This window comes from Erwinia sp. (assembly GCF_049696395.1).
Taxonomy (GTDB): Bacteria; Pseudomonadota; Gammaproteobacteria; order Enterobacterales; family Enterobacteriaceae; genus Erwinia.
This window is the reverse complement of record NZ_JBAVTT010000088.1, coordinates 1-21,337: the sequence shown is the minus strand read 5'-3', so window position 1 is coordinate 21,337 and position 21,337 is coordinate 1. Positions and strand designations below refer to the sequence as shown.

At 55.7% G+C, this 21,337-nt stretch carries 23 protein-coding genes; 13 read left to right on the top strand and 10 right to left on the bottom strand.

Going from position 1 to position 21,337, the window contains the following annotated elements; translation table 11 throughout:
- The first annotated feature begins 18 nt into the window (after nt 1-18).
- The gene (locus WCC56_RS11180) at nt 19-1,176 is read left to right on the top strand and encodes a M20 aminoacylase family protein (RefSeq protein WP_424692443.1); all 1,158 of its coding nucleotides are present in this window, start codon (nt 19-21) and stop codon (nt 1,174-1,176) included.
- Nucleotides 1,177-1,252: 76 nt separating this feature from the next.
- On the opposite strand, the gene ybiB is transcribed toward WCC56_RS11180, so the two are convergent.
- Complete coding sequence (ybiB, locus tag WCC56_RS11175; RefSeq protein WP_424692442.1) at nt 1,253-2,224, bottom strand: DNA-binding protein YbiB; 972 nt, start codon at nt 2,222-2,224, stop codon at nt 1,253-1,255.
- Between the two features lie 20 nt (nt 2,225-2,244).
- On the bottom strand, nt 2,245-4,404 hold the full coding sequence (gene dinG / locus WCC56_RS11170) for an ATP-dependent DNA helicase DinG (RefSeq protein WP_424692441.1): 2,160 nt from the start codon (nt 4,402-4,404) through the stop codon (nt 2,245-2,247).
- 392 nt (nt 4,405-4,796) lie between these two features.
- Here dinG and WCC56_RS11165 point away from each other — a divergent pair, with 392 nt between their 5' ends.
- On the top strand, nt 4,797-5,882 hold the full coding sequence (locus WCC56_RS11165) for an iron-containing alcohol dehydrogenase family protein (RefSeq protein WP_424692440.1): 1,086 nt from the start codon (nt 4,797-4,799) through the stop codon (nt 5,880-5,882).
- Nucleotides 5,883-6,102: 220 nt separating this feature from the next.
- Here WCC56_RS11165 and WCC56_RS11160 read toward each other — a convergent pair whose 3' ends face one another.
- The 3 genes from WCC56_RS11160 to WCC56_RS11150 form a co-directional block, all read right to left on the bottom strand.
- Entirely contained in the window at nt 6,103-6,879 is a 777-nt protein-coding gene (locus WCC56_RS11160) for a DUF3750 domain-containing protein (protein ID WP_424692439.1), read from the bottom strand.
- 353 nt (nt 6,880-7,232) lie between these two features.
- Nucleotides 7,233-7,754, bottom strand: coding sequence for a GNAT family N-acetyltransferase (locus tag WCC56_RS11155; RefSeq protein WP_424692438.1), 522 nt, complete (start codon nt 7,752-7,754; stop codon nt 7,233-7,235).
- Entirely contained in the window at nt 7,751-8,317 is a 567-nt protein-coding gene (locus WCC56_RS11150; RefSeq protein WP_424692437.1) for a helix-turn-helix domain-containing protein, read from the bottom strand. The genes WCC56_RS11155 and WCC56_RS11150 overlap by 4 nt, the downstream gene beginning before the upstream one ends.
- Before the next feature lie 145 nt (nt 8,318-8,462).
- On the opposite strand from WCC56_RS11150, the gene WCC56_RS11145 reads away from it, so the two are divergent.
- The 10 genes from WCC56_RS11145 to WCC56_RS11100 all read left to right on the top strand — a co-directional run bounded on the left by WCC56_RS11145 (nt 8,463) and on the right by WCC56_RS11100 (nt 15,279).
- Complete coding sequence (locus WCC56_RS11145; protein ID WP_424692436.1) at nt 8,463-9,194, top strand: MerR family transcriptional regulator; 732 nt, start codon at nt 8,463-8,465, stop codon at nt 9,192-9,194.
- A gap of 16 nt (nt 9,195-9,210) precedes the next feature.
- Nucleotides 9,211-9,642 carry a nuclear transport factor 2 family protein gene (locus WCC56_RS11140; protein ID WP_424692435.1) on the top strand — a complete coding sequence of 144 codons (432 nt, stop codon included), beginning with the start codon at nt 9,211-9,213 and terminating at the stop codon, nt 9,640-9,642.
- Nucleotides 9,639-10,355 carry an SDR family NAD(P)-dependent oxidoreductase gene (locus WCC56_RS11135; RefSeq protein WP_424692434.1) on the top strand — a complete coding sequence of 239 codons (717 nt, stop codon included), beginning with the start codon at nt 9,639-9,641 and terminating at the stop codon, nt 10,353-10,355. The genes WCC56_RS11140 and WCC56_RS11135 overlap by 4 nt, the downstream gene beginning before the upstream one ends.
- A 3-nt stretch (nt 10,356-10,358) precedes the next feature.
- A complete protein-coding gene (locus WCC56_RS11130) occupies nt 10,359-11,624 on the top strand; it encodes an NAD(P)/FAD-dependent oxidoreductase (protein WP_424692433.1) in 1,266 nt (421 codons plus the stop codon).
- Nucleotides 11,621-12,334: a DUF1365 domain-containing protein gene (locus WCC56_RS11125; protein ID WP_424692432.1), complete on the top strand. Its 714-nt coding sequence runs from the start codon at nt 11,621-11,623 to the stop codon at nt 12,332-12,334. The genes WCC56_RS11130 and WCC56_RS11125 overlap by 4 nt, the downstream gene beginning before the upstream one ends.
- 3 nt (nt 12,335-12,337) lie before the next feature.
- Nucleotides 12,338-13,567: a class I SAM-dependent methyltransferase gene (locus WCC56_RS11120; RefSeq protein WP_424692431.1), complete on the top strand. Its 1,230-nt coding sequence runs from the start codon at nt 12,338-12,340 to the stop codon at nt 13,565-13,567.
- Complete coding sequence (locus WCC56_RS11115) at nt 13,564-14,049, top strand: DUF2878 domain-containing protein (RefSeq protein ID WP_424692430.1); 486 nt, start codon at nt 13,564-13,566, stop codon at nt 14,047-14,049. The genes WCC56_RS11120 and WCC56_RS11115 overlap by 4 nt, the downstream gene beginning before the upstream one ends.
- A complete protein-coding gene (locus WCC56_RS11110; protein WP_424692429.1) occupies nt 14,046-14,558 on the top strand; it encodes a hypothetical protein in 513 nt (170 codons plus the stop codon). The genes WCC56_RS11115 and WCC56_RS11110 overlap by 4 nt, the downstream gene beginning before the upstream one ends.
- On the top strand, nt 14,558-15,091 hold the full coding sequence (locus WCC56_RS11105) for a DUF3833 domain-containing protein (protein ID WP_424692428.1): 534 nt from the start codon (nt 14,558-14,560) through the stop codon (nt 15,089-15,091). The genes WCC56_RS11110 and WCC56_RS11105 overlap by 1 nt, the downstream gene beginning before the upstream one ends.
- Before the next feature lie 83 nt (nt 15,092-15,174).
- The gene (locus WCC56_RS11100; RefSeq protein ID WP_265911831.1) at nt 15,175-15,279 is read left to right on the top strand and encodes a protein YohO; all 105 of its coding nucleotides are present in this window, start codon (nt 15,175-15,177) and stop codon (nt 15,277-15,279) included.
- On the opposite strand, the gene WCC56_RS11095 is transcribed toward WCC56_RS11100, so the two are convergent.
- Genes WCC56_RS11095 through osmF form a run of 4 tightly spaced genes read right to left on the bottom strand, consistent with a single transcriptional unit; the run spans nt 15,266 to nt 19,051 of the window.
- The gene (locus WCC56_RS11095) at nt 15,266-15,991 is read right to left on the bottom strand and encodes an ABC transporter permease (RefSeq protein ID WP_424692427.1); all 726 of its coding nucleotides are present in this window, start codon (nt 15,989-15,991) and stop codon (nt 15,266-15,268) included. The two genes, WCC56_RS11100 and WCC56_RS11095, sit on opposite strands and share 14 nt — an antisense overlap.
- A gap of 1 nt (nt 15,992) precedes the next feature.
- Entirely contained in the window at nt 15,993-16,925 is a 933-nt protein-coding gene (locus tag WCC56_RS11090; protein WP_424692426.1) for an ABC transporter ATP-binding protein, read from the bottom strand.
- The gene (locus tag WCC56_RS11085; RefSeq protein WP_424692425.1) at nt 16,922-18,082 is read right to left on the bottom strand and encodes an ABC transporter permease; all 1,161 of its coding nucleotides are present in this window, start codon (nt 18,080-18,082) and stop codon (nt 16,922-16,924) included. The genes WCC56_RS11090 and WCC56_RS11085 overlap by 4 nt, the downstream gene beginning before the upstream one ends.
- Before the next feature lie 48 nt (nt 18,083-18,130).
- On the bottom strand, nt 18,131-19,051 hold the full coding sequence (gene osmF, locus WCC56_RS11080) for a glycine betaine ABC transporter substrate-binding protein OsmF (RefSeq protein WP_424692424.1): 921 nt from the start codon (nt 19,049-19,051) through the stop codon (nt 18,131-18,133).
- 220 nt (nt 19,052-19,271) lie between these two features.
- Here osmF and WCC56_RS11075 point away from each other — a divergent pair, with 220 nt between their 5' ends.
- On the top strand, nt 19,272-20,738 hold the full coding sequence (locus tag WCC56_RS11075) for an MFS transporter (protein WP_424692423.1): 1,467 nt from the start codon (nt 19,272-19,274) through the stop codon (nt 20,736-20,738).
- A gap of 33 nt (nt 20,739-20,771) precedes the next feature.
- Here the strand turns inward: WCC56_RS11075 and idi are convergent, their stop codons facing one another.
- Nucleotides 20,772-21,314 (bottom strand): isopentenyl-diphosphate Delta-isomerase, encoded by a 543-nt coding sequence (idi, locus tag WCC56_RS11070; protein ID WP_424692422.1) that lies wholly within the window; start codon nt 21,312-21,314, stop codon nt 20,772-20,774.
- Nucleotides 21,315-21,337: the final 23 nt, after the last annotated feature.

Below are 21,337 nucleotides of genomic sequence, written 5' to 3'. Positions count from 1 at the left end.
CGCAGAGGAGAGGACGTTATGGCAATCCCCGTTTCGCTGATTGAACAAGCCACCCGCTGGCGCAAAGAGCTGCATGCTCGCCCGGAACTGGGCTATCAGGAACATCAGACTTCGCGCAGGGTCGCAGACTTGCTGCGTGAATTTGGCTTACAGGTGCATACCGGCCTTGCCGGCACAGGCGTGGTGGGATCGCTGGAAAACGGCCCCGGCCCGACGATTGGTTTTCGTGCCGATATGGACGCCCTGCCGATCACTGAACTGGGCAACCTGGCGTGGCGTTCAACCCAGCCAGGCGTGATGCACGCCTGTGGTCACGATGGCCATACCGCCATGCTGCTGGCCGCAGCAAAACACCTCAGCGAAAGCCGTCAATTTAGTGGCACCGTGCATTTTGTTTTTCAACCCGCTGAAGAGAACCTCGGTGGTGCCCGCAAAATGGTTGCGGATGGCCTGTTTGACCTGTTCCCGATGGACGCTATTTACGGCCTGCATAACTGGCCGGGTCTGCCTGTGGGTCACCTTGCGGTAAACAGCGGCGCAATGATGGCCTCGCTCGATGCGTTCGAAATTACCCTGCATGGCAGAAGTTGCCATGCGGCAATGCCAGAAAACGGCGCGGACCCGATTGTGGCCGCCGCTCAGCTGATCCTTGCCCTGCAAACTATTCCCGCCCGACGCCTGTCACCTTTGGCTTCTGCGGTGGTCAGTATTACCCAGATCGCTGGCGGTGAAGCGATCAATGTGATCCCGGAAAATGTGGTGCTACGCGGGACGTTGCGCTGCCTGCAGGGGGACGTCAGAAATAAAGTCCGCAAGATGATCGATGAATTCGTCACGACTTTTACCGCGCCAATGGGCATTGAAGGCAGTATTGAGTATCTGACAGATTACCCGGTGACTACGAATAATGCGGCACAAGCGGAGAAGGTACGCGACTGTGCGCTGGCGCTGCTGCCGGCGGATCGGGTGCACTGGAATGTCAACCCGTCGATGGCTTCGGAAGATTTTGCCTGCATGCTGGACGTCTGCCCTGGCGCCTACTTCTGGATAGGGGCGGATGGCGACACGCCGTCCAGGCCGTTGCATAATGCGCATTACGATTTTAACGATCGGCTGATCGTCGAAGGGATCACGCTGTGGACCGCTCTGGCCGAGCGTTTATTGCCGCTGCGTTAAAGCGCCACTCGGGCGGAAAGTCTCCGCCCGACAGCGTTGCTGATTTCGCTCTGAGTGATGTCCACTCTGCCCCGCCTTAATACCCGGCAGTTTCGATCTGCGTTAACCCTTCGGCAATGTCTGCTGCCCGGCCAGTTGCCACATAACAACAGGCAATTTGCTGACGAAGGGATTCCGGCACCGCCACATCACGGTTCAGGCAGCGCTTGATCCACGCCGCTGTGGTCTCTGCGTCTTTCGCTTCTGGCAGCGCATCACGTTCGGTCATCAGTTCGTCCTGACGCGGCAGCATAATTTCCGGCTCTGCTCCGGCAATCAGGCTGATCGCCGGGAAGCGTTGAGGATTGGCATAAACCTCACCTTCGGTGCCGTTCAGCAACAGAGCGCGGCCACCAATCGCCTGGAAAAACTTGCCGACGCGGGGAATATACTCAGGATGGGAAACGCTGGAGAGACGCAGCGCGGCGTCTTCTGCAAAAGGTGTCGCCAGCTTGGCCAGCGTGTGGGCGCTGTTCCGCACGCCCATTTTCCAGCGCAGCGAAAGTTGCTTATCCAGCGGTTCGCACAGCGTGGCAACCGTCATAAAGACCAGTTCACCCTGCTGCAGTTTCGCCTGTGCCTGTTCGGCGCTCTGCGTAGCCTCCACCCCTAGCGACGCAAATACCGCTTCGCTGGTAATACGAGTGGGATCATCACTCACGCCATGAACGACAACCGGGAAGCCGAGTTTGCTTAACAGCAGTGCCAGCAATGGCGTCAGGTTGCCCTGTTTACGCGCGCCGTTATAGCTGGGGATCACCACTGGCATCGGCTGATTAGCGGGTGGCGTAAGCTGCATTACCCGCTCCTGCATCGCCTGATAAAAGCCGAGCATCTCTTCTTCGCCTTCGCCTTTGATGCGCAAGGCAATCAGGATCCCGCCGAGTTCCAGATCCGGCACGGCTCCCGCCAACATCTGGCGATAGAGATCGCGCGCGGTGGCAAAATCGATATCACGGGCATGGTTTTTACCGCGCCCGACTTCTTTGATGATCTTGTTATATTCCATGCTTCTACTCTGTTCGGTGGTTAGCGACGACGACGTGAAGACTTCTTCACGCTGAGAGCCGGGCTGGCTTTTGGCAGATCCCCTTCCGGCATCGGCGGTTGCTCAATAGGGAACACCGGCAAGGCTCCCAGCAAACGGGCCCCGTAACTCTTAGTCAGTAAACGGCGGTCGTAAATGACGATTTCGCCAAAACATTCATGGCTTCGGATCAGCCTGCCGACTTGCTGAATCAGATTAAAGGAGGCGCTGGGCAGACTTTGCACTTCAAACGGGTAGCGCTTCAGGCTTTTCAGCCATTCTCCCTCGGTCAAAATAACCGGACTGTCCACCGGGGGGAAAGCAATTTTATGAATATGCACCTGAGACAGCAAATCCCCTTTCAGATCCAGCCCTTCCGCAAAGGACTGCAACCCCACCAAAATGCTGGTTTCACCCTGCTCCACCCGCTTGCGATGTAAAGCAACCAGCGCCGGACGCGGCTTATCGCCCTGCACCAGCATCATCAGCCGCAGCTCGGGCAGATACGTGAGGAACTGCTGCATAGCGCGGCCGCTGGCAAACAGCACCAGGATCCCTTTGTGCTTCGCCAGCTTAATTTGCTCGCGGAAAAAGTGCGCCATCTCCGCCAGATGCATCACCTCATTCGCCAGCATCGGCTCATACTTCATCTGCGGGATCACCAGCTTGCCCTGGTCGATATGGTTAAACGGCGAATCCAGCGCGACAAAACGATCGCTCACTTTCTCAGACAGCCCGGACATTTCCTGCAGCCGCTGGAAGCTGTTGAGCGATCGTAACGTGGCCGAGGTCAGCACCACATGTGGGATTTTACGCCACAGCAGCTTCTCCAGCTGGTCGCTGACGCGGATCCCCGCGCAATGGAACATCAGGTGCGCATTGCCTTCACGGATCTCACGAGAGGCCCATTTTGAAACCGGTGCGCCAGAGGCTTTCTCCATGGCCGCCAGACGCCACAATTTACTGCTGGCTTCAAACCAGCCCAACGCTTTATTCATCTGGATTAACGTGCGGTGCAATCTGACCACATCAAACTGCCCGGATTTTTCGCTGAGGTCGTTGAGCAAGGCCTCAGCCAACCCGCGCAGCCCGTCGCTGAGTTTGAATAAACGGGCACAAATCGTCAGCACTTCTTCCGGCAACAGCCCCATTTCAAACCGGTATTCGCCTTCCTGATTATTAGGAGGCAACAACTGGGCAAGGATCTGCGACAACTGCTGAAGCTGTTCGCGCACTTCTTCACAATGCGCTTTTAACCGCTCCGGATTGCTCAGCCCCGGCGGCCTTTTCGGCTGGAACTGCGCCATGCACTGCTCCACCAGACGGCAAAACAGATCGAGCTGTAAGGTGGTCCACCCCGGCGTGATCTCGCCGCTCATCTCCAGCGCATCACGGGCAACATCCGGCAGATGATGGCCCTCATCCAGTACCAACAGCAGATTTTTCGGTGGCGGTAATACCGATTCGGTTTCCAGCGCCGCCATCACCAATGCATGGTTGGCGACGACAACGTCCGCATGTTCAATCTCCCGGCGGGCGACATAGAACGGGCATTCGCGAAACCAGTGACAGTTACTGGCCAGGCAGTTGGCTTTGTCGGTGCTCAGACGCTGCCACAGCGAATCTTCAATCGAATCCTCGCAGTGATCGCGCAGACCGTCCCACTGATGGCGGTTAAGGTTTTTTTCCAGCGTGGTGCAGAGCGCCCGCTCATCTTTGCTGGCTGTCATCTGCTCATCAAGGAACAGCAGCAGGTCGCCCTGCTTCTCTTCATCTGTGGCTAAAGCCGACAGATTGCGCGGACAGACATAACGCCCACGGCCAAAAGCCGCAGTGAACTGCAGGTCTGGAATAATTTTTTTCAACAGCGGCAAATCTTTGCTGTAAATCTGATCCTGCAGAGCGACGTTGGCGGTACTGACCACCAGCGGTTTCTTCTCTTCACGGCTCACCGCGATACCCGGGATCAGGTAGGAGAGCGTTTTCCCCACTCCTGTCGGTGCTTCAATCGCCAGATGGCGACCATCGTCACCCGACAGCGTTTTAGCCACTTCGGCAATCATCTGCCGCTGCGGGGCGCGGGGAATAAAATCAGGAATTTGTTGCTGAAGGGCTTTATACCACCCGGCAATTTGCGCTTTTAACGCGGCAGATAATGCCATGACAACCACTTGTTACTGAGACGGCCTGTATTTTTACACAGTATCAGGCTGACGTCAGCCTTCTTAGATTATTGAGTCGGCGCTTCCCGCAATTTTACCCAATCACAGAAGGCTATGATCAGCGTTTCCCTGCTGCGCCTACGGCGGAAAATCAGACCTCCAATTTCCCGCAGCCACAAAGCGGTAATGACCTGCTGCGTTTTGCCGGACGTGGCACGCGCAGCCTCTTTTGACTCCTTACGGGTTGCTGACCTCGGAGAGGTGCCGATCAACACCTATAATTTGCATAAATTTGAGCTGGCAGCGACTATTCTTTACGACATGCTCTGGGTGTTACCCGGAGTGAAATACCCCTGAAGGCGCTGAGCGTCGGCACATTGATAAGGTCAGTCATGTCTGAACAAAATCTGGTTTTCCCGGCCCGCGTGCTGCGTGGCGCAGGGGTCATTCATCAGTTAGGTGAAGTCTGCCGTGAGCTGGGTCAGCGCGCGTTGCTGATCGGCGGCCATCAGGCGCTGAAAGCCGTGGAACCGCAGGTTCGCTCACAGCTGGCGGATGCAGAAGTGGCGTTGATCGGCTGCGAATGGTTTGGCGGGGAAACCTCGCTGAAACAGATAGCCAGGCTGGGTGAGCTGGCAAAATCGCTCAATGCTGAGGTGATTATTGCGGCTGGCGGAGGAAAATCGCTGGATACCTGCAAGGCCGTTGGCGCAGAACACAACATTCCGGTGATTACCCTCCCGACCATCGCCGCGACCTGCTCTGCCGTCACCCCGCTGAGTATTCGTTACGATGACAGCGGCAATTTCCACGATATTTCCCCGCTGCCACAGGCTCCGGCGGCGGTCATTATCGACAGCGAACTGCTGGCGCTGGCACCGCGGCGGTGGCTGGCGGCAGGCCTGGGCGATACGCTGGCGAAATGGTACGAATTCCGCGCCGTCAGCCAGCGTCATCCGGCGCTGGATGCCAATGCTCGCTCTTCGCTGGCTCACAGCCATATCTGTTATGAGATCATCGCCGCCCACGGGCCAAAAGCGTACGAGGCCGTGCGCAAAAACTTGCCAGATCATCATCTTGATCAGGTTCTGGACGTGATCTTCACCTTCGCCGGCCTGACGTCACTGATGAGCAACGGCGCGCATGCAGCGGCAGCCCATGCTATTTATGAAGGTTTTACCTTCTGCGATAAAACCCGCGAATTCGGTCACGGCCTGCTGGTCGGCTACGGCAACCTCTGCCTGCTGGCGCTGGAGAAACGCAGCGATGAAGAGTTGCTGCATGAAATGGCGCTGGCGCACAACTGCGGCGTGCCATTAAGCCTGAAGGAGATTGCCGAGCTGACGGAAGAAGAGCTTGAAGTGATTGTCAGGGAGTCCGTTCATGCGCCGGATATGGAGAACATGGCCGAACCGGTGACGGTCGATGCGTTGTATCAGGCTATTGCTCGTGTTGAAGCGCTGGCGGCACAGCGTTGAATTATCCGCACCCGATAAAAGCTTTTATCAACACCCTGTCGTATGAACACAAGGCAGATCGAATACAATCCGCCTTTTATTTTTTTTCATGCACGGACTTACAAAAAATAAACACCACAGAAACCCAGCGCTATTTAAATATTATTTAGAACACCGCAGTAGAAATTGTAATTTTAATAAAGGCGCATATTTTCGCCTTTATTAATTTAGTCAACAGCACTCAATTAGCGCTGTCTGTTTCCAGGTGAGCTTTACCTATGCGCCCGATAAAAGGCAGCCGCAATGCCGGAGACTTGATATCCACGCCCATATTGAAGCCCAGAATGTTGACCTCAAGCCCCTCTTCACCGCCCAGCGTCAGCCCCAGTACACCCAGTAAAGAGAACTGGAAACCGCGCCCCGACGGCGGCAGGCCAACGGGATTGGTCAGCGGCCGGAAATCTTTACCAATGGCATTCGCAGGCAGATCCAGTCTTAGCGTGGGCACTTCCCGGCCAATATGCGCAAGGAAGGTATTGCTGTTGGGGCCAGGCCAGACCCGATAAGTGTGCGGCCAGGGATAGCTTTTAATCGCGGCTTCAATCTGCGGGATCATCGCTGCGGCCGCTGCACCACGGTGATCCACGATCAGCTGGGGCTTAGCGCCAAACCAGTAACCGTCCGGGAGGGTAAAGTTTTCGCGGATCACATTGTTGCTTCCCCAACTCACCACTTCATAGCGGCTAAACTGAGTTTCACCGGCCTTTTTAAAGATGATCCACGGATGGACGGCAAACAGGCCACGCCAGCCGAAAGTCGGGGCGACATAAATCTGCACGATGGCAGTCTGGCTTAAGGCAACCGGATCGGGCGCGATCCCGGCAGAGTCACGCTTTGCTGTCGACCAGCTCTGCCCGGTTAACGCTACACCGTTATGTGAGGCCTTAAGATAGCTCTGGCCTAAAGAGAGCAGCATGATGCAGATAAATCCAATACTTAACACTTTCAACGTGAGCATAGTTCCTTCATCCACCAGGGGAAAACGGCTAATCAGAGTGCGGCAGGTTGGGTAAATAACGCAGATAAGGCTGAATAATGCGGAGTGACCTGAGTCACATTACTGAAAATGTACCAGGCCAGCAATGATTATTCTCTGCGCATCAGGCATAGCGCACAGCCAGACAAAGGAGGGTAAGACCCGCAGGGTTGAGTGGTCAACTGCGGGTATTTTTTTATCTAATATTCAGGAAATTAAGCGATTCATTCATCACAGTTTGCTTCTCCCTCGCCAGACAATAAGACTTTTTATAGATTCGTTGGGGATCAGTTGAGCCCAGGCACTATTATTAGGGACTGCCTCCACTGTTTTACTCAACCTACCCTTTTAAACATCACTGTTGTGGCATCGAATGCCCCTTCTGTTGACAGGGCGTAATCGGGGATCTGGCCGCTGATCTGCCAGCCTTGTGCCAGATACAGCTGTTCTGCCACATCGCCGGTTCGGGTATCCAGCACTAACAGCGTTCTTCCTTCCTGCTCCGCCAGCTTTTCCCCCTTAAGCAGTAACTCGCGCGCGATGCCCTGCCTTCTGGCTTTAGGGTGTACCAGCAGCTTGGCGATTTCCGCCCGATGGCTGCCGTTCGGCATCATACCCAGCACCACAATCACCGTGGCTACGATCTCGCCTTGCTGGCGCGCGACAATCAACTGCTTGTCTCCGCTGGCCAGACTGGCGATAACACCCTGCCAGAAGTGCTGCATTGGCTGCGGATCCTGAGAGATAAAACCGATGCTGGCACCTTCTGCGACACAGGCCTGAAGGACCTTAAATAAAGCCGCCTGTTCTGTAGCGGCCTGCTCTGCACTGAGAAGTTGATACTGAAGTTGATTCATAGACGACACACCACCAAAGCATAGTGCGCACCTTCGGCCTCTGGTGCGTGGAAAGAGGAGCGACCAAAAAGGTGAAAACGCAGGCAGTCACCCGCCTCCAGCCGCCACTGCTCGTCATTCATGCTGAACTCCAGCACGCCGGCAAGCATCCAGATATGTTGTTCAATCCCTTCTAGTGGCGGCGCGTCATATTCTATCAGCGCGCCACCTTGCAAACGCCCCTCCACCAGCTCACCGTGAAAATTGCTCGCGGGCGGTGAAACGCTGCGGCGGTGATAGCCATTTTCCTGATCCTGCCAGACAGTTTGATTCGCTGGACGCAGATGCTGCGGCCCCTGCTCTTCTACTTCACTTAGCAGCCGCGACATCGTTAAGCCGTAAGCAATACACAACCGATTCATAAGTGCGGCCGTTGGGCTGGTTTCGCCTCGTTCAATACGTGATAAAGAGGCTCTGCTGATGCCGGTTAGTTCAGCCAGGGTGTCCAGCGACCAGCCTTTTTCCAGCCGTAAGTCGGCCAGACGCAAGGCAAGAAGGCGGTCGGTATTAGCAAAGGAGTCCATAATAATCTCATAAAAGGGAAATATTCTCTTAATTGAGATCTACCGTGATTTGCGCTGAACTTCAAGTTGTACAACAAAATAATAGTTGTACAACAATCAAGAGTTCGCTACGGTTAGGTGGAGTGGGCTGATCGTGAGGAATTGAATGGCATTGTACAGTATTGGTGACGTCGCAGAGCGCTGCGGTATTAATCCGGTCACGCTACGGGCATGGCAGCGTCGCTACGGTTTATTAAAACCCCAGCGGACCGAAGGCGGTCACCGCCAGTTTGATGAAGAAGATATTCAGCGCATCGAAGAGATTATGCGCTGGGTGAAAAGTGGCGTGCCCGTCGGCAAGGTTAAGGCCCTCCTCGAAGGCGAAAACGTTAACGTCCATGATGGATGGGTCACATTGCAGGAAGAAATGATGGCGGTCCTCCGTCATGTCAGAGCAGCAAAACTCCGGGCTAAAATTGCGACAGTTGGTCGCGAAAACCCGGCAGACGCGTTGATTGATCACGTTTTCATCCCGATCAGACAGCGGCTGGGGCTCGATCAAAATACCGCCCGCACCATGTGCAGTTTGCTGGATGGTGCTTTAATAGATTATGTCGCCTTCTGTTTAACCGGGTCGCGTAAGAAACCAGGCAAAGATGCTTTGCTGATTGGCTGGGGCAATGAAGACAGGACCAGACTTTGGCTGGAGGCCTGGCGGCTGTCACAGCAAGGCTGGCGAATCGATGTGCTGGCTGAACCCCTTGAGATGCCGCGCCCGGAACTTTTCCCAGGCCAAAATCTCTTTGTGTTTACCGGAAAACCGCTGACCCGCAGACAGCAAGAGCAGCTTACGCACTGGCACGAGCAGGGATTCTCTATCACCTATATAAGCAGCTGAGGCTGAGGAGTGGCATATGACACAGCAGGAAACGCTGGCCCGACTGGTGGCGTTTTACCAGACGCTGGAAACCAGCAAACTGAGCCAGCTGCAGGACATCTACCACTCTGACATTTGCCTGGCGGATCCGGTAGGCGAACACCGGGGTCTGACCGTTGTTGAGAACTACTTTTCTTCTCTGCTGAAAAACCTGCGCTACTGCCGGTTTGAGGTCTCCCGCACTCACCATTTTGACGATAACGCCCTGCTGATCTGGCGGATGATCTACGCTCATCCTTCGTTGCAACGCGGGGCAGAGCAGTCGCTGGAAGGCAGCAGTTACCTGCAGTTCCGCGACGACAAAATCAGTTATCAACGCGATTACTACGACATGGGCGCCATGCTGTACGAAAAAATCCCCGTGCTGGGAGCGGTAATCAAACAGCTTAAAAAGAGGTTAAAACCATGAAACGGGTATTAATCACCGGCGCAAGCTCCGGCATTGGCTATCAACTGGCACTCGACTATGCCGCGGAAGGCTGGCACGTCACCGCTTGCGGGCGCAATCGCGCCAAGTTAGAAACCCTGCGTGAACTGCATAGCGACATCGTGCTGTGTGTTTTTGATATCACCAATCTGAGCGAAACACGCCAGGCGCTGCAGGGGAAAAGCGCCAACCTGGTGATCCTTTGTGCCGGGACTTGTGAATATCTGAATCATGGCGTGGTTGAGGCGGAGAAAGTCCATCGCGTGATGAGCACCAATTTCAGCGGCCCGGTTAACTGCCTGGACGTACTGCTGCCGCAGTTGGCTCCGGGTAGCCGCGTTGCGTTAGTCGGATCAACAGCCAGTCTGGTTCCGTTGCCGCGCGCCGAAGCTTATGGTGCCTCAAAGGCGGCGCTGGCCTACTTCGCCCGCAGCCTGGCGCAGGATTTAAAACGCCAGCAAATCGCAATAAGCCTTGTCCAGCCAGGTTTCGTCGATACCCCGCTGACCCAGCGCAACGATTTCCCGATGCCGATGATGATCACCGTCACCCAGGCCTCTCGCTGTATTCGTGCAGGCCTGGCGAAAGGCAAAGCCGAGATCGCCTTCCCTCGACTGCTCTCCTTTATTTTGCGCATGACCTCACGTCTGCCTGTTGCGCTTCAGCGCCTGCTTACCCAACAGATAGCGAGGTAATCTTTGAGAATAGCGATTGTAGGCAGCGGCATTGCCGGGCTCAGCTGTGCATGGAAACTGGCAGACAAAGCCGAGGTGCACCTGTATGAAGCTGGCCCAACCCTCGGCGGCCATACGGCCACGGTGGATGTGGAGCTGGCAGGAAAAAGGTGGGCGATCGATACCGGATTTATCGTGTTTAACGACCGGACTTATCCCCGCTTTCTGTCGCTGATTGCCGAACTGGGGCTGGAGAGCAAGCCCACTGAAATGAGCTTCTCGGTCCGTAACAATCGCAGCGGCCTGGAGTACAACGGCCACACGCTGGGCACGCTGTTTGCTCAACGCAGCAATTTACTGAAGCCCAGCTTCTGGCGGTTCCTGATGGAGATTGTGCGCTTTAATAAGCGTGGCAAAGCCTGGCTGGACCATCAGCAAGACCAGGGAACGCTGGATGACTTTTTGCAAAAGGAAGGCTTCAGCCCGTTCTTTGCTCAGCACTATATCTTGCCAATGGGCGCGGCAATCTGGTCAACCTCACTGGCCGAAATTCGCCAGATGCCGTTGTCGCTGTTTCTGCATTTCTTCAACCATCACGGCCTGTTGGATTTAAGCCAGCGCCCGCAATGGTATGTGGTGCCAGGTGGCTCCAGAGAGTACATCCGTCGGCTACTCACTCTGCTTGGCGACAAGCTGAGCGTGTATCTCGCCACGCCGGTGCTAAAAGCAGAGCGCACTGAACAGGGTGTCATCCTGCACAGCTCACGCGGTGAGGAGATTTATGATCAGGTGATTTTTGCCTGCCACAGCGACCAGACCCTGAATTTGCTGGCTGACCCCACCAGCGAAGAACGCGAAATGCTGTTGGGCGTTCCGTACAGCGCCAACGAAGTGGTCCTGCATACCGACACTTCCCTGCTGCCAGAAAAACGCCGCGCGTGGGCAAGCTGGAACTACCGACTGGATGATACCCAGGCAGGCGACGAGCTGCTGGGTGCCAGCGTGACCTACAACATGAACATTCTGCAGGGCATCCAGTCCAGCGAGACGTTTTGTGTCTCCCTGAATGCCACGCAACCGATCGATCCGGCAAAAGTGCTTGGCCGCTATATCTACCATCATCCTCAGTTCAGCCTGCAAAGCCTGACGACTCAGAGCGAACGCCTGCGGATTAATGGCCGCAACCGGAGCTGGTTCTGTGGGGCCTGGAGTTATAACGGCTTTCATGAAGATGGGATCCGCAGCGGTCTGGATGTGGTCGCGGCGATGGAACAGGCTGGTTTGCTATGAACAGTGCGCTGTATAGCGGACATGTGCGGCATCGACGCTTCACGCCGATAGATCACCAGTTCAGCTACCGTATTTTTATGCCGCTGATTGACCTTGATGAGCTGCCGATGCTGGGCAGCGTCGGTATCCGGCTGGGTAAATTTTCCTGGGCCTCTTTTTGCCAGGATGATTACCTTGGCGGCGGCGATATTAAGCAGCGCGCCCAGGATCGAATTGCCGAACTGACCGGCGAGCGCCTGAACGGGCGAGTGATGTTACTGACCCAGTTACGCTATCTGGGCAGCTCATTTAACCCGGTGAATTTTTACTACCTGTACGATGAAACCAACAGCCTGCGCTGGATGCTGGCGGAAGTGCGTAATACGCCGTGGAACGAACGTCACACTTACGCAGTGAAGCCAGATGGCAGTGAGACAACTCAGAAGGCGTTCCATGTTTCCCCGTTTAATCCGATGGACATGGTTTATCACTGGCGTCTTTCCGCTCCCGGAAAGTCCCTTTCGGTCCACATTGAAAATCATCGGGTCGGTCGCGAATTTGATGCCACGCTGCACCTGCGGCACCAGCCACTGACCAGAAAAACACTGCGCCACCATTTGTGGCGATTTCCGCTGATTACCCTGAGAACCGCGTTGGCCATTTACTGGCAAGCCTGGAAGTTGTGGCGCAAAGGCGCGCCGATCTATGACCACCCTAAGTCGGAGAAATAGTGGATGTGTATACCGGAGCTGACCCTGACCCGTCGCGGTAAAACGGGCAAACGTTTGTCCACCTCTCGGCGGCTGATTTTTTCTCTGTTACACCACCTGCAGGGCGCGGGCTTGCGTCTGCACGATCCTCATCTGGGGACCCATTTCTTTGGCGACAGCCAGGCCGCTATTCAGGCTGAAGTGGTGGTTCATCACACCAGCGCTTACCGTCGGGTGTTGTTCGGCGGCAGCATTGCTGCGGCTGAAACCTATATGGACGGCGACTGGGATACGCCCGACCTGACGGCGGTGATCCTGACGCTGGCGACCAATATGCCGGTGCTGGATAAGCTCGAGTCCCGGCTGAGCTGGCTCTCGTCGCCGCTGAATAAGATGCGCCATGCGTTTCGCAGTAACAGCGTGAAACAGGCGAAGCGCAATATTGCTGCCCATTACGATCTGGGCAACGATTTCTACACCGCGTTTCTGGACCAGGCGATGCTCTATTCAAGCGCCTGTTATAAAAAGCCGGAGATGACGCTGGAACAGGCGCAGCAGGCGAAAATGCGCCGCCTGTGCGTCAAACTTGGGTTGAGTCCACACGATCACCTGTTGGAGATTGGCACTGGCTGGGGTGCGATGGCCGAGTTCGCCGCGCGCGAATACGGTTGCCGCGTCACCACCACTACCATTTCTCAGGAGCAGTACGACTACAGTTGCCAGCGTATTAAAGCGGCTGGGCTGAGCGAAAAAGTGACGGTGCTGAAAGAGGACTACCGCAATCTGACCGGTCAGTACGACAAGCTGGTCTCAATCGAAATGATTGAAGCCGTAGGCAAAAATTATATCCCGCTGTTTTTCGAACGCTGTCAGCAGCTGGTTAAACCCGGCGGGCGCATGGCATTACAGGCTATAACCATCAGTGAAGAACGGTTTGAAGGCTATGCCAGCGGCGTCGACTTTATCCAGCGTTATATTTTCCCTGGCGGCTTTTTGCCTTCGGTTAAGTTGCTTGAAAAGACCATGAACGAACTGACGGACTTCGTCAGTCTGGATCTGTTTGAGATGGGACTGGACTACGCGCGCACCCTGCAAGAGTGGCGGCATCGCTTCGATCACGCCTGGCCACAGCTGGAAAAAGGCCGTTTTGACGAACATTTCCGCCGTATGTGGCTGTTCTATCTGTGCTATTGCGAAGCGGGTTTCCGGGCTAAAACTATCGGCACCATTCAGCTCACCGCCGAGCGTGCATGAGTACCCTGCGCTTCTGGCTACTGACGCTGGGGTTTGACCTCTACTGGGCGCTGGCTGTAGGTCTGCGGGACAGCGCGGTTTACGCTCTGCTGGCGGTGGCAATTGTTGCCTGGCTGGTCAGTGATGCCGCAAGCAAGCTGCGTCTTTTAGCCGTGACGTTGGCTGGCGTGGCAATGGACAGCCTATGGCTGTGGCTGGGATTGTTCCATTTTGCCGGGGCGAGTTGGCTGCCAGTCTGGATGCTGTCGTTGTGGCTGGCCTATGCTTGTTGGTGGCGACTGTTTCTGCAACGCTACCCGTTAAACGGGCTCTTTCTGGCCTTGCTCGGCGCCGCAGCCGGCCCCTTCTCGTATTATATCGGCGAGCGTCTGGGTGGCATGGAACTGACTGCCTCACCCCTGAAGGTCTTTGGCCTGATGGCTATTGGCTGGGCTATTTACCTGCCGCTCACACGCTGGCTGCTGCAAAGGAAGAGATCATGAGAGTGCTACTGCTGTTTCTATTGATGCTTTCGCCGCTAGCCCAGGCTTCTGACTGGCAGAGCTGGCAGCAAGTAGGGAAAGCCACGCTGACCTGGGGGCCGTTCACCGTTTACGACTCGCAGCTGTTAACGCCTGCGGGCAGCTTCAAGCCTCAGCATTGGCCGTTGGCACTGGTGATCACTTACCGCCGCGACATCACGCATCAGGAACTGACCCAGGCGACTGAAGAGCAGTGGCAGGCACAGAACATTGGAACAGAAAGCCAGCGTCAGAAATGGATCAAAGAGTTAAACAGCTTGTGGCCGGACGTGACAGATGGCACCAGGCTGGCTTTTCAGGCCAGTCAACAAGGCGGACAGTTTTACTGGCAAGCCCCGGGCATAACTTCGCCGATCAAATCGCTTGGAGAGCCCTTTGACCCGGCCTTCCGGGATGCCTTCCTGGCCATCTGGCTGGCAGAAAAAACGACTTATCCCGACATCCGTCGGGCACTTACCGGAGGTAGCTGATGTGGAAATTCCTGCTGTTAATTGGTGCGCTGCTGCTGACAGGGTGCGGCGCGAAAATTGAAGACTATCAACAGGCCCAGCCGAAGATTGATATCTTCCAGTGGTTTAACGGCCAGTCACGCGCATGGGGGATGGTACAGGACTACAGTGGCAAACAGATCCGCCGATTTGAAGTGGTGATCCAGGGCACGGTAGTTGGCTCAACCCTGACGCTGAACGAGCAGTTTGTTTACGATGATGGTGAAAAACAGACTCGCGTCTGGCACATCCGCAAGCTTGAGGATGGCAGCTACGTCGGGACGGCTGGCGATATCATCGGCACCGCCAAAGGTCACGCTGCCGGGAATGCCTTCAACTGGCAGTACGCCATGACAGTGAAAACCGACAGCAGCAGCTACAAGCTGAACTTCGATGACTGGATCTATCAGCAGGATGCCACCCACCTGATGAACGTCACCTCAATGAAAAAACTCGGCATCGAGGTCGCGCGAGTCACCATTTTCTTTAACAAAGAGCAGGCTATCGGGCAATAAAATGCCAGCAAAGGCTTAACCCGCGAGGGCGAATGGCGTTATACTTCGCCCTCTTTCAGCGGCAGACCAACGGACACACCGGCATGAACTTGCAAAAAATTGGCGTCATCTTCATCTTCCTGTTAATGGCGCTGGGCGGCATTGGCGGCGTGATGCTGACCGGTTACACCTTGCTTATCCGTTCCTGAAGTGCCTCTGCAGGCGCTCAAACAGACGATCGGTCAGGATAGCCAGCAGCGCCACCAGACAAGCCCCCTGAATCACATAAGCGGTGTTAAATCCGCTTAAGCCGATGATCACCGGCGAGCCTAAGGTTTTGGCCCCAACGGTTGAAGCTATGGCTGCCGTGCCAATATTAATGATCACCGAGGTGCGGATCCCGGCAATAATCACGCTGGCCGCCAGTGGCAACTCAACCTTACGCAAAATCTGCCAGGAACTCATTCCCACGCCTTCCGCTATCTCTCTGGCACTTGACGGCACTGCGCCTATGCCAGCCAGCGTGCCCTGCAAAATCGGCAGTAACCCGTAAAGAAATAGCGCGATGATGGCGGGCTTCTCGCCAAACCCCATCACCGGCACAGCAATCGCCAGCACCGCTACCGGGGGAAAAGTTTGCCCCGCCGCTACCAGCGTTTCAATCAGCGAACGAAACTCTTTTCCCGCCGGACGGGTAACAAAAATCCCCGCGCCCATGCCGACAATCACCGCAAAGACGCTGGAAATAGCCACCAGTTCGATATGCGCCAGCGCCAGCTGCAGAAAGCTGTCCTGCAGGTACATTGGCCGATCAAGCTCAGGAAACCAGCTGGCGAACAGCGGCTGGCTGTAAGGCATCAACGCCAGCAACGCGACAAACACGCCCATCAGCCACAACAAGGGATCCCTTATCCAGCGCATGTTACTCCCTCCTCTGCCGCAGCAAGTCGGCGAAGTGCAGCACGCCCAGCGGCTTTTGCTGCCTGTCGATCACTGGCAGACGATCGGTCTGGCGTGCAATAAACTGTGAAAGCGCCTCACGCAAGGTCATCTCCGCTGAGATGGCTTCCTCCTCCAACCATTCACCACGCCGCGCCGCTGAACCGGCATTGCCCAGCGACAGTAAGCGGATACCTGACTCGCTGCGCCCGAAGAAATCGCGTACAAACTCGTTGGCGGGCTGGGTGAGCAGCTCTACCGGCGTTCCCTGCTGGATAGCCTTGCCGCCATCCATCAGCACCAGCCTGTCAGCCAGTGCCAGCGCTTCATCAATGTCATGGGTCACCAGCACAATGGTGCGGCCTGAAATCTGGTGGATGCGGGCAATTTCCTGCTGTAATGCGCCGCGTGTCACCGGATCGAGTGCGCCAAAGGGTTCATCCATCAGCAGGACTTCCGGATCGGCCGCCAGCGCTCTTGCCACGCCGACGCGCTGCTGCTGACCGCCGGAAAGCTGATGAGGAAAACGGTGGCGAAACTGCTCGTCCAGGTTCAGTAACGCCAGCAATTCGGTAACGCGTTCGGCAATCCGCTGCTTTGACCAGTTCAGTAAGGCTGGCACCGTGGCGATATTCTTTTCCACCGTCCAGTGTGGGAACAACCCTATCGACTGGATCGCATAGCCCATACGGCGACGTAAGATCTGCGGATTGAAGCTGCGGATCTCCTCACCGGCGAATTCGATAGTGCCCTGATCGTGTTCGATCAGTCGGTTAATCATCTTCAGCGTGGTGGACTTCCCAGAGCCAGAGGTGCCGATCAGCACGGTAAATTCGCCTTTGGCGATATTCAGCGTCAACTCGCTGACCGCCGCTTTCCCGGCAAAATGTTTGCTGACCTGATTGAAGTTGATCATTGGCGCTTCGCCTCAATAACGGAAAGGACAAATTTAAACAGGGCATCGATGATCACCGCCATCGCAATCACCGGGATCACCCCCAGCAACACCAGATCCAGCGCACTGCTCAGCAAGCCCTGGAAGATAATGGCACCGAATCCACCGGCACCAATTAATGCCGCGATCACCGCCATCCCCACAGTCTGGACGGCAATCACCCGCAATCCGGTAAGCAGCACAGGCAGCGCCAGCGGGACTTCCGCCTGCCAGAAGATCTGACGGCGGGTCATTCCCATTCCTTCTGCGGTTTCAATCACCTCTTTCGGCACCTGCTGCAACCCGGCGACTACGCTGCGGACTAACGGGAGCAACGCATAAAGCACCAGCGCAATCAGCGCCGGAGCCATGCCAATCCCGCTGATACCCAGCTCTGACAACAAGGGAAACGAGCGGGCAAGTCCCGCCAGCGGCGCAATAAGTAAGCCGAACAACGCCACAGAAGGCACCGTCTGGATGACATTGAGCACGGCGAAAACCGGTGACTGTACGGCCGCTTTTTTGGCGCACCACCAGCCGAGAGGAATGCCGATCAGCAGCGTAGGGAGTAAGGTGCCCACCAGCAGCAGCAAATGACGAGTGAAAGCCTGGTCGAACACTTCCCGGCGATTAGCGTACTCTTTCAGCAATGCCAACTGATCAAGCTGACCGCTCAGTAAAAAAACGATGACCGGTAGCCAGATTTGCCCGTTCAAGATCAGCCGCCAGAAGACTTGTGGCGTCAGGCGTGAGATGGCATCCGCCGCGATCAGCAAGCAAAGCCCGCCAGTTAGCCAGAAGCCACTGCCCCAGGAGGTTCTTGCCAATGAACTGCCCTGCTGCGACAGCACCCCGGCCTGATGGCCGCTGAAGGCGATCGCTGCGACAAAGAGCCCTTCGCTAAGCAGGAGGCTCAGCAGCAGATTTCGGCGGGATAGCGGCAGAAACGCCAGCAGTAGCAACAGAATGACCGGCACAGGCAGCAGCCACTGAAGGCCGTGCAGCAGGTGGTGCAGCGGCAAGGGCTGGCCGGAAACCAGCCGGTTTGGGGCATAATTCAGAAAGGGCAAACTGACTGCGGCTAGCACCAGCAGCACAGCAAGCGTCAGCAATACCCGGTTATGCAGTCTGAGTCGCAAAATATTCCCACTACCTTGTGGGCCGGTAAGCCCGGCCCAGGCTCATCCCTACAGCAGTTTTTTCTGCTGCAAATAGTCCGCTGCCACCGTTTTCGCATCCTGCCCTTCTACGGCAATTTTTGCGTTCAGTTCCTGCAGCGTTTTCTCGTCCAGAGAGGCAAAGACCGGTTTCAGCCAGTCAGCAATCTGTGGGTACTCTTTCAGCACTGCATCCCGGATCACCGGGGTAGGCGCATAAATGGGCTGAACCCCTTTTGGATCGCTCAGCGTTTGCAACCCAAGCGCGGCAACTGGCCCGTCAGTGCCATAAGCCATTGCCGCATTCACCCCGGAAGTCTGCTGAGCAGCGGCCTTAATCGTTACTGCGGTATCGCCACCAGCCAAAGACAGCAGCTGATCCTGTTTCAGGGTGAAGCCATACGCTTTCTGGAAGGCAGGTAATGCATCGGCACGTTCGATAAACTCAGCCGACGCCGCCAGCTTGAACTCACCGCCCTTCTTCAGATAAGCGCTGAGATCGTCCAGCGATTTCAGGTGATTCTTTTCAGCCAGATCGCTTCGTACCGCAATCGTCCAGGTATTGTTGGCTGGTGCTGGCGTCAGCCAGGTGAGTTTGTTCTTCTCCTGGTCCAGCTTTTTCACTTTCTCATAGCCTGCCGTGGCATTTCGCCACGCCGGATCCTTTTCATCATTGAAGAAGAAGGCCCCGTTGCCGGTGTATTCTGGATAGATATCGAGTTCACCAGCGGTGATCGCGCCTCGGACTACCTGAGTCGTGCCGAGCTGCACTTTATTCACCGTTTTCACGCCGTGCTTATCCAGCACCTGAAGGATGATATTGCCCAGCAACGATCCTTCCGTATCAATTTTCGAACCGACTTTAACCGGCTCCGCTGCCTGGGCTGTTGCCGTCAATGCCAGTAAGCCAGCCAAGGCAAAAGAGGCTTTACGCCCTGTTCTTTGCGACATTTTCTGTTCCTTTCCTGAAGGTTAGTAACAAGCGTAGCCTAATAAATCGTCAGAGAAAGCCAGACGGCTAAAAACCCCGAGCCGCCTCCCAAAGAGAGAACCCTTTCGTCAGTTTTTTTTCAACGGGCATTTAGTTTTAACTTATAACCAGCAGGAATTTAACTCTGTCATCACCGGGAGTATTCTCTGGGCTTATTCTTAGAAAAAAGACCACAACATCATGACTGATTTAGCTTCTTCGGCGCACGTCGCCATGGCAGGGGATGCTCCGACGGGTGAAGCTTTCGCTATCCGTCGCGCAGCGGACGTCTCACATCTGGTCAACACCAGTACTCAAGCCCGCAGTAATGCCCGTATCGTGATCGGTATTGCGCTGGGCGGGGTGTTTCTTGACGCGTACGATCTGGGCGCACTGGCCTTTGGCATGAAGGATGTGACCAAAGAATTTGGTCTGTCGCCCACCGGCGCTGGCATGGTGGCCTCCGCGATTGCTTTTGGTGCCATTGTCGGCGCACTACTCGGCGGCTACCTGACCGATAAAATTGGCCGCTATCGCGTGTTTATGGCCGATATGTTTTTCTTCGTTTTTGCCGCGCTGGCCTGTGCTTTTGCACCGAATGAGTACGTGCTGACCGCCGCGCGTTTTGTGATGGGATTAGGGGTCGGCATTGATTTGCCGGTAGCGATGGCCTTCCTGGCGGAGTTTTCAAAGCTGAAGGGGCGCGGCAATAAAGCCGCCAGTATTGCGATGTGGTGCCCAACCTGGTACGCCGCCATCTCGATTTCCTATCTGCTGGTGCTGTTCTTCTATTCCGTGCTGCCAGAAGCCCATTCCGGCCTGCTGTGGCGTATCATTCTTGGCTTCGGTGCCGTGCCAGCCATTCTGATTATCTGTATCCGCAGCCGGTATATGAGTGAATCGCCGGTGTGGGCAGCTAATCAGGGCGACCTGAAAGGGGCTGCCGCGATTTTGCGCAGCTCTTACGGCATCAATGCTCATGTGGCGGAAGACGCGGATCTGACGCCAGCCAAAGCCACCCGCAAGGCCAGCTGGCGCAATTATGGTGAACTGCTGAAAGGGGTGTACCTGCGCCGCACGATTCTGGCGACTGTCACGGCGATTGCTTCTGCCTTTGCCTATAATGCGGTGGCCTTCGGTCTGCCGGTGATTATTTCCAGCTTCCTGGCACAGTCAATGCTGACCACTATCCTGGTCTCGCTGGCGCTGAATCTGCTGTTTGCTTTTGTCGGTGGGATTCTGGCGGTGCGGTTAGTACCGAAATTTGGTGCCTGGAAAATGACGACGCTTGGCTACAGTTTCCAGTTTATCGCCCTGATTGGTCTGGCATTGATTGGCCGTCCTGTTGACGGCGCTGAAGCGGCGGTGTCAATTGGCATGCTGGCGCTGTTCCTGCTGGGACAAGGATTTGGTCCGGGTTCCCATACGATGACCTTTGCCTCGCTCAGTTATCCCACCTCTTTGCGTGGCGTTGGCGTCGGCTTTAACCAGACGTTGATGCGGGCCAGTTCAACCGCTTCGCTGTTCCTGTTCCCGCTGCTTTCGGCAGCCTTCAGCACCGATGTCTTTTGGATCATTGCGCTGGCGCCGCTGGCTGGGTTGATTGCCCTGCTCGCCATCCGTTGGGAACCCTCAGGTTACGATGTGGATGCGGAAGACTTTGCGTAGAAAACGAACGGAGTTGACTGTGCGGGCTGAGGTCTAGCCCGCTAGTTGTTGAGCGGTGAACTGTTTGAAGGCCGGTGGAATGCGGGCAAAGGTATGCAGGAACCAAGGCGTAAAGCGCTGTGGATACCGTTGCATTTCCTGCTCGATGTCAGCCAGTGAGGCATAGCGCCAGCCATCGGCCTCTTCCGGGTTAGGCTGTGGCTGCTCATCGCTGAAGGCAAAGTAAACGTGGCCGTACTCATGCTCGGTCAGTCCGTTGCCCATTGGCAGGTTGTAGCTCAACTCAAATGCCGGATGCAGTGAAAGACGCATTCCCATCTCTTCACGCAGACGGCGCTCTGCGGCATGCTGGGTGGATTCCTGTGGGAAGGGGTGACCGCAGGTGGTGTTACTCCACAATCCTCCGCAGTGATATTTGCCCTTGGCACGCTGCTGCAGCAACAGTTGGTGGCGGGAGTTGAACACGTAAACAGTTACCGCGCGATGCAGTAACCCTTTCTCATGAACTTCCAGCTTTTCCATCCTGCCGATGGGACGATCGTGACGATCAACCAGGATTACTTCGATTGCAGACATGCGCCCTCCTTAGGACTAATCCC

Bases quoted from the DNA above. Each gene is read 5' to 3' on its own strand.
- WCC56_RS11105 (WP_424692428.1), top strand. From the start codon at position 14,558: ATGTGGAAATTCCTGCTGTTAATTGGTGCGCTGCTGCTGACAGGGTGC.
- WCC56_RS11155 (WP_424692438.1), bottom strand. From the start codon at position 7,754: ATGAATCAACTTCAGTATCAACTTCTCAGTGCAGAGCAGGCCGCTACA.
- osmF (WP_424692424.1), bottom strand. From the start codon at position 19,051: ATGTCGCAAAGAACAGGGCGTAAAGCCTCTTTTGCCTTGGCTGGCTTA.
- dinG (WP_424692441.1), bottom strand. From the start codon at position 4,404: ATGGCATTATCTGCCGCGTTAAAAGCGCAAATTGCCGGGTGGTATAAA.
- WCC56_RS11075 (WP_424692423.1), top strand. From the start codon at position 19,272: ATGACTGATTTAGCTTCTTCGGCGCACGTCGCCATGGCAGGGGATGCT.
- WCC56_RS11110 (WP_424692429.1), top strand. From the start codon at position 14,046: ATGAGAGTGCTACTGCTGTTTCTATTGATGCTTTCGCCGCTAGCCCAG.
- WCC56_RS11140 (WP_424692435.1), top strand. From the start codon at position 9,211: ATGACACAGCAGGAAACGCTGGCCCGACTGGTGGCGTTTTACCAGACG.
- WCC56_RS11160 (WP_424692439.1), bottom strand. From the start codon at position 6,879: ATGCTCACGTTGAAAGTGTTAAGTATTGGATTTATCTGCATCATGCTG.
- WCC56_RS11090 (WP_424692426.1), bottom strand. From the start codon at position 16,925: ATGATCAACTTCAATCAGGTCAGCAAACATTTTGCCGGGAAAGCGGCG.
- WCC56_RS11125 (WP_424692432.1), top strand. From the start codon at position 11,621: ATGAACAGTGCGCTGTATAGCGGACATGTGCGGCATCGACGCTTCACG.
- WCC56_RS11150 (WP_424692437.1), bottom strand. From the start codon at position 8,317: ATGGACTCCTTTGCTAATACCGACCGCCTTCTTGCCTTGCGTCTGGCC.
- WCC56_RS11095 (WP_424692427.1), bottom strand. From the start codon at position 15,991: ATGCGCTGGATAAGGGATCCCTTGTTGTGGCTGATGGGCGTGTTTGTC.
- WCC56_RS11120 (WP_424692431.1), top strand. From the start codon at position 12,338: ATGTGTATACCGGAGCTGACCCTGACCCGTCGCGGTAAAACGGGCAAA.
- WCC56_RS11180 (WP_424692443.1), top strand. From the start codon at position 19: ATGGCAATCCCCGTTTCGCTGATTGAACAAGCCACCCGCTGGCGCAAA.
- WCC56_RS11145 (WP_424692436.1), top strand. From the start codon at position 8,463: ATGGCATTGTACAGTATTGGTGACGTCGCAGAGCGCTGCGGTATTAAT.
- WCC56_RS11135 (WP_424692434.1), top strand. From the start codon at position 9,639: ATGAAACGGGTATTAATCACCGGCGCAAGCTCCGGCATTGGCTATCAA.
- WCC56_RS11100 (WP_265911831.1), top strand. From the start codon at position 15,175: ATGAACTTGCAAAAAATTGGCGTCATCTTCATCTTCCTGTTAATGGCG.
- WCC56_RS11165 (WP_424692440.1), top strand. From the start codon at position 4,797: ATGTCTGAACAAAATCTGGTTTTCCCGGCCCGCGTGCTGCGTGGCGCA.
- ybiB (WP_424692442.1), bottom strand. From the start codon at position 2,224: ATGGAATATAACAAGATCATCAAAGAAGTCGGGCGCGGTAAAAACCAT.
- WCC56_RS11115 (WP_424692430.1), top strand. From the start codon at position 13,564: ATGAGTACCCTGCGCTTCTGGCTACTGACGCTGGGGTTTGACCTCTAC.
- idi (WP_424692422.1), bottom strand. From the start codon at position 21,314: ATGTCTGCAATCGAAGTAATCCTGGTTGATCGTCACGATCGTCCCATC.